The sequence below is a fragment of the Nonomuraea sp. 3N208 genome (genome assembly GCF_052245935.1).
Classification (GTDB): Bacteria; Actinomycetota; Actinomycetes; order Streptosporangiales; family Streptosporangiaceae; genus Nonomuraea.
In genome coordinates, this window is the sequence record NZ_JBQQBR010000083.1 from 19304 (window position 1) to 30771 (window position 11468).

An 11468-nucleotide genomic window follows, 5' to 3' on the forward strand; every position below is an offset into this window, starting at 1 on the left:
CCCTCGCATGGCGAGGCCGCGCTTGCTGTCCCGGCTCCCGCACGTTCTGGTCATCCTGTACGCGCTGGTCATGGGCATGTTCCCTGACGGAGAAGGCGTGGACCCGACGGTCCCGCTGCTCGCCATGGTCCAGGCGGCGATCCTCGTGATTGCGATGTGGCGCCCGCTGCCCGCCTGGTGGGCGTCGATCGCGGTCATGGTCATCGGTGCGAGGACGGGAACGACGTACCTCTCGCAGGGCGAGAGCTTTCCCTGGATGGTGGCCCCGGAGACGCCCAGAGGACCGGCTTCCCCGAGGACCCTGTATGCCGACGCGGTGGCTTTCCCGTGGACGGGCTCCGGCATCGCTCTGCAGGCCGGGGTGCTGTTCCTGCTCGCTCTCCGCGTACGCCCCCGCGTCGCGGCCGAGGTGCTGGCGATCACCACGCTGGCGGGAGCGGTATGCGTGGTGTTCATCCCCGAGGGCAGCTGGGGCGGCGATGCGCTGGTGGCCCTGTTGGTCGACGCGGTCGCGGTCGCGGTCGGGGCGGGGGTGCGCCTGCTCAGGACGACCCGTACCCGGCTGGAGGTCCAGGAGGAGTTGACCGCCGAGGAGCGGGCCCGCCGCACGCTGCTGGAGGAGCGCAACAGGATCGCCCGCGAGCTGCACGACGTGGTCGCGCACCACATGTCGGTGATCTCCATTCAGGCGCAGGTGGCGCCGCACCTGGTGGAGAACCCGCCCGACGAGCTGAGGGAGAACCTCGCGGGCATCCGCGAGAACGCCGTCGAGGCGCTGACCGAGCTACGCCGGGTCCTGGGCGTACTGCGGGCACAGGACACACCTGGGGATACACCCCAGCCCACGCTTGACCGGCTCGACGAGCTGTTCGCGAATGTGCGCGGCGCAGGACTCACGCTCACCGCCGAGACCGCGGGCGAGCCGCGTCCGCTGTCGCCCGGGGTGGAGCTGTCGGCGTTCAGGATCGTGCAGGAGGCGCTCAGCAACGCCATGCGGCACGCGCCGGGCGCGCCGGTGGCGGTCCGGCTGTGTTACCACCCCGACGCCCTCACGATCCGAGTCGTCAACGCCGCGCCGGCTGCGCCGGCCCCACCCTCGCCCGGTGCGGGGCACGGGCTGCTGGGAATGCGTGAGCGCGCGGCCATGCTGGGCGGCGATCTCGTCACCGGGCCCACGCCGGTCGGCGGTTACGAAGTAAGCGTGTTCCTGCCCGTCGACTCACAGAAAGGCATTGAGGCCACCCCATGACGAGCATCCGCGTGCTCATAGCCGACGACCAGATCATGGTCCGTCAGGGCTTCACCGTGCTGCTCAACGCCGAGCCTGACATAGAAGTCGTCGGCCAGGCCGTGAACGGCCTCGACGCCGTCGCGAAGATCGCCGAGCTCGACCCTGACGTCGTGCTGATGGACGTACGGATGCCCGAGCTGGGCGGCATCGAGGCGACCCGCCGCATCGCGGGGGAGCCGGACGCCACCGTGAAGGTCCTGGTCCTGACCACCTTCGACCTCGACGATTACGTCTACGAGGCGCTGCGCGCGGGCGCGTCCGGCTTCCTGCTCAAGGACGCATCGGCGGCCGAACTGGCCCATGCGGTCCGGGTGGTGGCGGCCGGGGACGCCCTGCTCGCGCCGAATGTCACCAAGCGCCTGATCGCCGAGTTCTCGCGGGTGACCGGCGCCCCGCGCAGCCCGCTGAAGGAGCGCGTGGGCGACCTGACCGAACGGGAGACCGAAGTGCTGTCGCTGGTTGCGCAGGGCCTGTCGAATGCGGAGATCGCCGAGCGGCTGGTGGTCGCCGAGCAGACCGTCAAGACGCATGTGAGCAGGATCCTGGTCAAGCTTGGGCTGCGTGACCGCACCCAGGCGGCGGTCTTCGCGTACGAAACGGGACTGGTGCGCCCGTCGGGCTACTAGACGAACGTAGCCAAGGGTTGTGCTCATGCTTAGATCATTCAGGCACTGCCGTCCGCGCCTGCGATCGCGCCAGCGAGGTCGGCCAGGTCGTCGTCGGTGTAACCGGCCGCAAGCAGCAGGTCTGGGTCGGTGTAGCGGATGTCGGCTAGGACCTCGGCCAGGATCTGCGCCTCCCAGCCGCCGCGCTCGGTGAGCCGGTGTTCGCGACCAGGTACGCCTCCGCGTCGGCGACGTGTACAGCTTCGGATGACCCCGGCGATATAGGGGAAACATACCGGCCTCCTCTACCCTCCGTATGTCTTTCCCTGGCTCAACGGACAAGCTCGGCCTCCGCCTCGGTGGTCGGAGAGTTGGGTCCGGGGCCCCTTCTGAGGAGAAACACACTATGCCCGGATCTCTATCGCGCCGCAGCCTGTTCAGGATCGGTGGTGGGGCCGTGGTCGCGGGGGCGGCCGCGTCCCTGGCCCGTGACGTGTTGGCCCCCGACGCGGCGCAGGCGGATACATGGCATTCCCGGCTCGTCTACCCGGGCGCCGACGGCCGGCTTGTCTACAAGCCGGATTCACGAGGGAAGGTGATCCCGGACTTCAGCTGGGCCGGGTACCGCAATGGTCAGACGCCGATCCCTTCCGTCCCAGTCGTCAAGGAGATCGGCCCTGTCGCGGGTGACAACACCGCGCACATTCAGGCCGCGCTCGACGAGGTGGGCGCGATGCCGCTCCGCGCCAACGGGTTCAGAGGGGCGCTGCTCCTCAAGGCCGGTCACTACATCGTCGACGGCACGCTCCGGATGAAACACGACGGTGTCGTGTTGCGCGGGGTCGGCAAGGAAGACGACACGTCGGTCAACACGGTCATCACCGGTACCGGCGACGGGAGCAGGAGCGCGGTCCTCTTCGTCGGTGGTACGTCCGGCGGCTGGGAATCGCAGGTGCCCGGCACCAAGACCGGCATCACCTCCAGCCTGGTCACGACCGGACAGCGCCGGATCACCCTGGCATCGACGGCCAACCTCAAGGTCGGCGACAACATCATCATCTATCACCCCCACACCCAGCAGTGGACCGACGCGATCAACGGCGGGGGCGTGGTGAACGAAGCTCCCTGGGCCCCCGGCGCGCTGCCCGAGCTGCCCATCATGTACAACAGGTACATCCGGGAGATCGTCGGCAACGACATCATCATCTGCGCCCCCGTCTTCAACGATCTACGACGGTCCCTGTCCCAGTCCTACGTATACGTCTGGGACCAGGCCGGGCTCGTCCGTAATGTCGGTGTGGAGAACCTCCGCATCGACATGGGCGATCCATCGAGCACTAGCGAGGACCACCCGCAGAGCTGCATCTTCGTCAGCAGGGTCGAGGACGCGTGGGTCATGAACGCCGCGCTCCTGCACTTCTCGGTCTCCGGCGTCTGGGTGCAGCGCAGCACGCGGGTTACCGTGCAGCGGGTTCGGGCCGTCCAGCCTCGTTCCCAGATCATCGGAGGGAGGCGGTACAGCTTCTGCGCCGGTGGCATGTCCCAGCAGGTCCTCTTCAGCGACCTGATCGCGTTCCATGCGCGGCACGCCTTCATCGGCACGGGGATGAGCACCTGCTCTGGCAATGTGTGGCTGAACGGGTACAACAAGTATGGCTACAACGAGACCGGCGGCCATCACCGGTGGAGTCAGGGGCTCCTGTACGACAACATCCAGGAACTGTCCAACCAGAGCGAGAACGATTGGGTCCTGGCCCTGCACAATCGCGGAGACAGGGGAAATGGGCATGGCTGGTCCTCGGTGAACAGCGTGGCGTGGAACTGCACCGTCGACAACGGCAAGAAGCTGTGCGTGCAGACTCCACCGACCGCCCAGAACTTCGCCATCGGCACTACCGGCATCGTCACCGGGCAGAACTGGTACACCAACCACCAGACCGGCTATGTGGAGGGGACCAACCGGCCGGGGCTGGCACCTGACTCCCTCTACCTGGCGCAGCTCGCCGATCGGCTCCGCGGCTCGTAAGCGATGAGCGTCGGCCGCGCCTCACTGGGCACGGCCAACGTCGCTCCGGCCTACCTCCGTCCAGGCCGTCCGCCCCTGCCCTCGGCCACCGCACGAACCCGCTGTGCTCTGGGACCGTACGCCGACAGACCCCGGACTCCAAACGGCGTCGGGAGGGGACGGTGCCGTTGATGTAGCGGGTCTTGGTGGTCTGGGCCATCGTCTGCTGCCAGACGGCCATGTCGGCGCGCAGGTATAGGCGCCTTCGTAAGTGTGCGCCACGAGGCCTGGCGATCGCGGGTCTTGCCGGCCTCGCGGTGAGCGTGCCTCCCCTGATCGGCTGGTTCAGAGTCCTCGCCCGGCAGGTGGGACCGGGCCAGGTCCTCACAGGGGCGCGCCGGGACTGACGCTGTGACAGGAGGTTGCGGGAGCGGAGCCGGTCCAGGAACCGGTCCATCAGGTGTCGCAGGGCAGGCCGCGCGGCTCCAGAGCGAAGCCGTGTCCGCCCTGCGCGTAGGGGCAAAGGCCGTTGTCGATCGTGCTGACCTCCGAGGATGCGAGACCACGCGGATGCGCTGGGCCCGTGTACGGCCGCATACCTTGGTCGCCGGCCCAGCGTCACGCCTGCCAGGTGGCCAACCAGCTCGCCGTCGCCCGCGCCCACGGGGTGAACGCCTTGATGCCTGACGCAGCGCCGCCGTCGCCGTTCACCCGTCCGCCGGGGCGGACCTGCTGGAGGCGGACGGCCACGGCCCTGGACCGCTGCCATGAAGGCCAGGACCTGGCTTTCCCTGCTGGTGAGACGCTGCAGTGCGCCACGGCCCGGGCCGGCGCCGTCGACCAGGGCGGTGACGACATCGGGGTCGAGGACGGTGCCGCCCCTGGCGTGATGCGCACAACACGCTGACGCAAGAACCGCCCGCGACGCCCACGGCCGACACGATCCCGGCGACGCCATTGGACATGGCCAGCAGCAGGGCATCCCGAGCAGGACACCGAGCGTCCCGGCGATCCAGCCGGTCACGCGAAGGAGGCCGGCCCGGCGGGCGTCGACGGTCATGACCGAATGGTGGCCTGTGGTCACGGCTCAGGGCAACAGCGTCATCCAGGAGCGCGCACTCCGGGAAAACCCGGACCCAATCGGCGGGCCGCCACCCATGAAAGCCCCCCTCACCCAAGGCCATCGTGATGGCCATAAGCACCTACCACCCGCCGGCAGCCACCGCCGGCGCAAACCTCGATTCGTCGATTCCGATCTCCGAGAAGGCGACAGAAGGGGAAAGGCAACCATGTTCATCACATCAGTTCGCCGCGGCCTTGTCGTCGCCGTGATCGTGGCCGCCGCTTCCGCCCTGGCCGGCAGCGTCGGCCATGCCGACGGCCACCCCGGCCACGGCAACCCGAACAAACCCCAGGCCGGCACCTTCATGGCGTCCAATTGATCGGTCACCCCGTTCCGCGCATAGGGCAGGTCCCCAGACACCCGGGAACATCGCCCGGTCGCAGGGGAGCGCACGTCGTGTTCCCGCGTCCGTTCGGATCGGAGGGTACGGCCCGGCAACCGGGCTGCGATATCGCCGAACGGGGCGACGTCCCCTTCCCCCACAGGGGGGAACGCACCCGTCGCGTCCGCCCCCAAGGGGAACGCCCCGATCAGCCCGTAGGCCGCTGACCTCGACGCCGCCGACGCGCACTCTGGTTGACGGCAACCACCGATCGCTCACTTCGAAGGAAACCCGATGTCCACGACTGCCTCTTCGTACGATCCGCAAGCCTCGTCAAGCCGCGTCCTCACACCCCGTAAACCATGCAAACGCGCTTTCACGAAAGGGCATCTCATGAACACCATCCGCAAAATGGCCGGCGCGGCCGCGGCCACGGCTCTCCTGACCGCCGGGCTGTCGATCTCCACCACGGCGGGCGCGCACGCGCAGACCGGGGCCGACCCGAAAACCTTCTACTGGAACAACCCGCAGCGGGCGGGGGACTGCACCATGTTCGAGGGTGCGAGCTGGACCCTGCACCCCAACGGGACCGCATACTTCGACGCTGTCGTCACCAGCAGCGACGACAGCGACGCGTGGCTGATGTGGGCGCGGCTCAAGGACGCCAACGGCGCCGTGCTCGGCGCGCTGTCCAACGCACGTATCCAGGATCCCACTGACCGGGCCAAGTTCGTCAAGAACCTGCCCAGCCACACCCAGCGCTACCGGTGGTTCGCCTCCGGACGCTTCAACCCCAACCTGTTCCCGCTCATCAAGCGCATGTCCCTGAGCAAGCACTGCTGACCCGACGCACTGAGCGGTCCCCTTCGACAACCGCCTCATCCCCAAACAGCTCGCGCCCATGCTGACACGTCGGTGGTCGACAGCTAGCACGGGCGCGAGCTGACCGTCGACCACATTCGCGCTGGCGTGAGATTCGGGCGGGTCCCTGACCACCATCGTGGGAAAGGCCGAGTCCGGGGGCTTGGTGAAGAAGGAGTGAGCCGCCGTGACATCGGCGGCCAGGTGGACGCCGACCCGAGCTCATAGATCGCGGGCCCCTCCAGCCAGAGGCTCGGGGTGGTCGACCAGGTGCATCCCGCTTCGTCATATTTCTGCTCGGCGAGCGTGACCACTTGCTCCACCTGCTCGACGGTGAGCAGCGAGCAAGGATCGAGGGCCCGGGTGAACCTGCCTGGCCCGGACGGCGGGGGACTGGCGGTCTGGGCCGGGCGAGGTGGTGGGGGATCCGCCGAGCAGGCGGCTCATCGGCTGGCGAGGAAGTCCGTCAACACCGGAGCCAGCACGTGGGGAGGAACGATGTGTGGCTGGCCTGGCATGACGTGGTGATGTCCGTTGGGCATGGCGGCCGCGAGCTGCGTGCCGGTATCGATCATCCATGCGAGGCTGGCGCCGCCGCACAGCAGCAGCGTGGGGATATGCACGCCAGCGGCTTGCTCAGCCGGTGTGGCGCCGCCTCTGCTGCTCGCGCTGACCACCTCAAAGGGGTCATGGGGCAGCGTGTGCGCGATGGCCAGCACCGCGGGATCGTTGCTCATCTGGTCCACCATCTGCTGCGGCATTCCGGTCGGCGCCAAGAACAGCTCGATGGCTTCGGCTCGGCGGTCCTCGGCGAGCAGGGCGCGGATGGCCTCGGCCTGCTGGCGTGCGGCCTGTTCCTCGGCGGCCTGGCGCTGGTGCTGGTCTTCATCGTCGTGGGTGGGGGTGAAGGGTGGCTCGTGCAGGACGAGCTTGGTGATGGGCAGGCCGGCGGCGGCCGCGTGCAAGGCGAGGGCCGCTCCGGAGGAATGGCCGTACAGCGCTGCAGTTCCTCCGGTTTCGGCGATGAGCGCGCCGAGATCTTCGATCTCGCGCTGGACGGTGCATACGCCGATGCCGCCGCTGTCGCCGCGGCCCCGCCGGTCGTAAGTGATCACGGGGACGTGTCGTGCCAGTTGCTCGGCCAGCGCGCTGGTCGCCGTGCGGTCGCACAGCGCCGCGGCTATCAGGATGACCGGCGGGCCATCGCCGCCGAACCGCTCGAAGGCGATGGAGGTGCCATCTGCCGAGATCACTTTGTTCATCACATTCCTCCGGTATTCAGGCAGGCGGCGCGGCGCCGCTGCAGATGGGCGCGTTCGGCATCGGTGCGGACCAGCCGCAGGGCTGTGTCGAACGCGGCAGCCGCGTCCTCGCGGCGGTCCAGCCTGCACAGCAGCTCGGCCCGCACCGTAGGGACCAGATGGTTGGCCGGCAGGACCTCCTCCAGGCCGTCGATGAGGCTCAACGCCGCCTCCGGGGACCCGGCCTCCGCGACCGCGACCGCTCGGTTGAGGCGGATGACGGGCGAGGCGGTGCGGCGTTCCAGCTCGGCATACAGCCAGGCGACGCGCGGCCAGTCCGTGGCCCCGGTCGTGCTGTGCTCGGCGGCGATCAGCGCCTGGAGGTGGTACTCGCCGGATGCCGGGCCCAGCCTGCGCAGCAGGTCCAGACCGTGATCGATCTCGTCGTGGCGCCACTTCGCGCGGTCCTGGTCGGGCAGCAGGACCAGCCGACCCTCGCCGTCGAGGCGGGCGTCGCGCCGGGCGTGCTGCAGGATCATCAGCGCGAGCAGGGCGAGGATCTCCTCCTGCGCCGGCAGCAGCTCGCCGAGCAGGTAGCCGAGCCGGATCGCCTCAGCGGCCAGCCCCGGCCGCTGATACTCCGGGCCCGTGGTGGCCCGGTAGCCCTCCGTGAACAGCAGGTAGACGACCTTCAGCATGACGCCGAGCCGCTCGGGCAGGTCATCGGCGCTTGGCCGGCGCAGCGGGATGCCAGCCTGTGCCATCTTGGCCTTGGCCCGCGTCAGCCGGGCGTACATCGTCGGTTCGGGCACCAGAAACAGGCGGGCGATCTCCGCCGCTTTCAGCCCGGCCCCGAACCGCAACATCAACGCCGCCCGCGCGTCGGCGGACAGCGCCGGGTGGCAGCAGGCGAACAGCAGCCGCAGCCGCTCATCCGCGATGGCGTCCGGGTCGGGGTCCGGCACCGGGTCGGTCACCATCAGCAGCGGCAGCCGCCGCCGGTCGTTGTCCTCGCGGCGGATCCTGTCGAGCGCGCGACGATGCGCGATCGTCAGCAGCCAGGCAGCCGGGCGGTCCGGCACGCCCTGTTCTGGCCACGTCCGAGCGGCCGCGAGGAAGGCGTCCTGCAGGCCGTCCTCGGCGACGTCGAACCGGCGCAGCCGGGTGAGGAGCAGGGCGAGCAGGCGCGACCAGTGTTCCCTGTAGGCCTGCTCGACCGCGTCGTGGGCGTTCAGCTGCCGCTCCCCCGCACCGGTACGATCGGCCGGATCTCGACTACACCCTCCGGTAGCTGCTTGGCCAGCGCGATCGCCATGTCTAGGTCGGCCGCCTCGATCAGGTAGAAACCGCCGAGCACCTCGCTGGTCTCGGCGAACGGGCCGTCGGTGACGCTCACGTCGTCGCCCTGGCGCCGCAAGGTGGTCGCCGAGCTCGCCGGCGCCAGTTCCTTGCCACCGCGCATCGCGTCCCGCTCCGCCAGCATGGCGGCGAAACGCTCATGCCGCGCGTTGTTCTCGCGGATCTGATCCTCATCGCGCGAGGCCCAGACCTTCTCGTCGCCGTAGATCAGCAGCGCGTACTCCATGCCAGATTCCTTTCTCCAGGCGTCACCGGTGCGGCATCGCCGTAGTAATGACTCCGCCGCACGCCGATATTCGACATCACGTCGAGATTGATTTTCTGCCCCCGCTGGAGTGAAGCCTGCTGGTCGCCGTCTACGCCGCTTTCGTGGTGGGCGGCTACCTGCTCTACGGCGCAACCGCCACGGGCGCCTGACCACCCTCAAGGCACCCGGTGGGTTTCGGTGGTTTGCGTACACAGAGGGCCAAAGGACGGATCCTGACAAAGAGGCAAGATCAATTTGGCTGGTCAGAACGAACCCGCGAACGCTAGGTAACGGTCTAATCACTGCTGGCCGTATTGTGCCGGTTCGGCTCTACCGTGCGGGCCATGCCGGTGGAGTTTCTCAGCGATCAGGAAGCGGCCGCCTACAGCCGCTCAGTGCTTCGGTGTCGCAGGCGGATCTTGAGCTGTTCTTCTACCTGCGCGATGACGATCACGAGCTGATGGCGCAGGCCAAGCTGCGAGGTGATCACAATTGCCTCGGCTTCAGCATTCAGCTCACCACCGTGCGTTTTCTCGGCAGGTTTCTGGCCGATCCGCTGGAGGGGATGCCGACCGAGGTCGTTCGAGCCTGGCGACGAGTTCATCGTCGACGTTACCGATGAGCACCGTCGCTACGTCTTCCCCCTCGGGCCCGGCCGTACCACGTGGCTGCACCGCCTGATCGCCACGGAACTGGCCACCCACTGCAATGACCGGCCCGGCGGCAACGGCCGGTGCGAGCACTGCCACGGCACCGGGCTTGCCTCCCCCTTCTGATCCATCCCCTTCTCGGCCCCGGCTCCCTTGTCTGGAGGCGGGGCCGGTCCTTGCATACCCACGTCCCGTCGGCCGAACGCCACCACCGCCGCGGGCTCTTCTTTCTACTCGGCAGACAACCACCAACACCCTGCCGTGCGTCGGATCGGGGATGTCGCGGCGACGATCTGCGGGGACATCCCCGGATGCTCCGGTTCTCGGGGCAGGGGGCCGCCGGGGGCCGGGGAGGCACGGCTCAGCGAGGCGACCCCTAGGAAGACCATCAAATCCGGGAATCCCACGCGTTCAACGGTCCTCAATGGAATCACTGGTGGCACTCGGATTCGCCGCCCCGCCCTCGCCTGCCTTCGCCCCGATGGCCGCCACCATCGTGCCCACCGTGGTCATCCTCGGTCGGTTCACCACCGTCCGGCGCCGACGCCGGCCTGCAGGAGGGCATACGCTCGCGGCAGGAGAGATCGCAAGCCGGTTCCCCATCAGCGCGCCGTCCATCTCCCGCCACCTCGGCGGCCTCAAGGGTGCGGGCCTAGTCACCGAGCGCCGCGACGGCAACCGCATTCTTTACACGCTCGCCGAGGAGCGGCTGGCCACCTGTGTCGGCCGCTTCCTCAGCGCCGTCTGTCCTGAGCAGATCATCCTCCGCCACACCAAGTGGCGTCGAACTGCAGAAGGTGAGGAGGCATGAGGCAACCCCGGCTGTCCAGTGTCGTTGAGCGCCGCCTCCTGGTGAATTACCGACTCGCTCCGCAGGCCGCCACCCGCCTGCTGCCGGACGGGCTCCGCCCGCAGGTCGTGCGCGGACATGCCGTCGCGGGCATCTGCCTGCTGCGCCTGGGAGACGTACGGCCGAGCTGGGCGCCGAAGGCCGTGGGATTGCGCAGCGAGAACGCCGCCCACCGCATCGCCGTCGAATGGGACGGTCCCCACGGAGTCGAGACCGGCGTCTACATCCCGCGCCGCGACACCGCCTCGCTGCTTAACACCTTGGCCGGCGGGCGGCTCTTCCCCGGCGAGCACGGCCGGGCCGACTTCGAGGTCCGCGAGACGCCCGGCGAGCTGCGCATCGCCTACACCACCCGCAGTGGCGACACCCGAGTGGACGTCACCGTGGAGGTGACCCCCGACCTGCGGGGTAGCGAGCTGTTCGACAATCTGCGACAGGCGTCGCTCTTCTTCGAACGTGGAGCCAAGGGCTACTCTCCCACGGTCGCGGGGGCGCTCGAGGGCATGGAGCTGCACACGCGCGCCTGGCGGCTGGACGCCTGCAGAATCGTCTCGGCGCAGTCGTCGTTCTTCGAGAGCTTGCCGCAGGGGAGTGCGACGCTGGACTGCGCGCTCGTCATGCGCGGCGTCCCCGTCACCTGGCGTCCGCTACCAACCATGCACCCAGGCCTGCCACTCACTCGTCGGGCTGGTGCGGAGCCTCGCTAGCCCGGGCCTGGACCACCCATCGGCCCGACTCGGCCCAAGCGGCCTGATACGCACGTGGATTACTGACGGGTCGAAGACCCCCTGACCGGAAAATAAGGACCTCAGCCGGGCAGGCGGCAGCGAACCCCGGCTGGTGATCGTCGGTGGGGTGGCCTGGGGGCGGTGTGGGTCAGGCAGCCTGGGTCAGGGTGACGGTGAAGCCGAGCG

General features: G+C 68.8%; 11 protein-coding genes and 1 pseudogene. 8 read left to right on the top strand and 4 right to left on the bottom strand.

Features of this window, described 5'->3' with window-relative positions; genetic code table 11:
- Positions 1 to 7 precede the first annotated feature (7 nt).
- The 3 genes from ACTWPT_RS57950 to ACTWPT_RS57960 all read left to right on the top strand — a co-directional run bounded on the left by ACTWPT_RS57950 (position 8) and on the right by ACTWPT_RS57960 (position 3922).
- The gene (locus ACTWPT_RS57950) at positions 8 to 1249 is read left to right on the top strand and encodes a sensor histidine kinase (RefSeq protein ID WP_443186105.1); all 1242 of its coding nucleotides are present in this window, start codon (positions 8 to 10) and stop codon (positions 1247 to 1249) included.
- Positions 1246 to 1917 carry a response regulator gene (locus ACTWPT_RS57955; protein WP_443186106.1) on the top strand — a complete coding sequence of 224 codons (672 nt, stop codon included), beginning with the start codon at positions 1246 to 1248 and terminating at the stop codon, positions 1915 to 1917. Before ACTWPT_RS57950 ends, ACTWPT_RS57955 begins: the two co-directional genes overlap by 4 nt.
- Before the next feature lie 385 nt (positions 1918 to 2302).
- The gene (locus ACTWPT_RS57960) at positions 2303 to 3922 is read left to right on the top strand and encodes a hypothetical protein (protein ID WP_443186107.1); all 1620 of its coding nucleotides are present in this window, start codon (positions 2303 to 2305) and stop codon (positions 3920 to 3922) included.
- A gap of 597 nt (positions 3923 to 4519) precedes the next feature.
- Here ACTWPT_RS57960 and ACTWPT_RS57965 read toward each other — a convergent pair.
- Positions 4520 to 4651 carry a hypothetical protein gene (locus ACTWPT_RS57965; protein ID WP_443186108.1) on the bottom strand — a complete coding sequence of 44 codons (132 nt, stop codon included), beginning with the start codon at positions 4649 to 4651 and terminating at the stop codon, positions 4520 to 4522.
- Between the two features lie 308 nt (positions 4652 to 4959).
- Here ACTWPT_RS57965 and ACTWPT_RS57970 point away from each other — a divergent pair, with 308 nt between their 5' ends.
- Both ACTWPT_RS57970 and ACTWPT_RS57975 read left to right on the top strand, forming a co-directional pair.
- Entirely contained in the window at positions 4960 to 5343 is a 384-nt protein-coding gene (locus ACTWPT_RS57970) for a hypothetical protein (RefSeq protein ID WP_443186109.1), read from the top strand.
- Positions 5344 to 5739: 396 nt separating this feature from the next.
- Positions 5740 to 6189, top strand: a complete 450-nt coding sequence (locus ACTWPT_RS57975; protein ID WP_443186110.1) for a DUF6294 family protein — start codon at positions 5740 to 5742, stop codon at positions 6187 to 6189.
- 461 nt (positions 6190 to 6650) lie between these two features.
- Here the strand turns inward: ACTWPT_RS57975 and ACTWPT_RS57980 are convergent, their stop codons facing one another.
- The 3 genes from ACTWPT_RS57980 to ACTWPT_RS57990 are packed head-to-tail and all read right to left on the bottom strand — an operon-like array spanning position 6651 to position 9033.
- Positions 6651 to 7469 carry an alpha/beta fold hydrolase gene (locus ACTWPT_RS57980; protein WP_443186111.1) on the bottom strand — a complete coding sequence of 273 codons (819 nt, stop codon included), beginning with the start codon at positions 7467 to 7469 and terminating at the stop codon, positions 6651 to 6653.
- On the bottom strand, positions 7469 to 8683 hold the full coding sequence (locus ACTWPT_RS57985) for an RNA polymerase sigma factor (protein WP_443186115.1): 1215 nt from the start codon (positions 8681 to 8683) through the stop codon (positions 7469 to 7471). Before ACTWPT_RS57985 ends, ACTWPT_RS57980 begins: the two co-directional genes overlap by 1 nt.
- A complete protein-coding gene (locus ACTWPT_RS57990; RefSeq protein WP_443186112.1) occupies positions 8680 to 9033 on the bottom strand; it encodes a YciI family protein in 354 nt (117 codons plus the stop codon). Before ACTWPT_RS57990 ends, ACTWPT_RS57985 begins: the two co-directional genes overlap by 4 nt.
- Before the next feature lie 365 nt (positions 9034 to 9398).
- Between ACTWPT_RS57990 and ACTWPT_RS57995 the strand changes: the two are divergent.
- The 3 genes and pseudogenes from ACTWPT_RS57995 to ACTWPT_RS58005 all read left to right on the top strand — a co-directional run.
- A pseudogene (locus tag ACTWPT_RS57995) lies at positions 9399 to 9616 on the top strand (DUF4158 domain-containing protein); the annotation flags it as partial.
- A 569-nt stretch (positions 9617 to 10185) separates the two neighbouring features.
- On the top strand, positions 10186 to 10515 hold the full coding sequence (locus tag ACTWPT_RS58000; RefSeq protein WP_443186113.1) for a helix-turn-helix domain-containing protein: 330 nt from the start codon (positions 10186 to 10188) through the stop codon (positions 10513 to 10515).
- Positions 10512 to 11261 carry a DUF2071 domain-containing protein gene (locus ACTWPT_RS58005; RefSeq protein ID WP_443186114.1) on the top strand — a complete coding sequence of 250 codons (750 nt, stop codon included), beginning with the start codon at positions 10512 to 10514 and terminating at the stop codon, positions 11259 to 11261. The genes ACTWPT_RS58000 and ACTWPT_RS58005 overlap by 4 nt, the downstream gene beginning before the upstream one ends.
- The last annotated feature ends 207 nt before the right edge of the window (positions 11262 to 11468 follow it).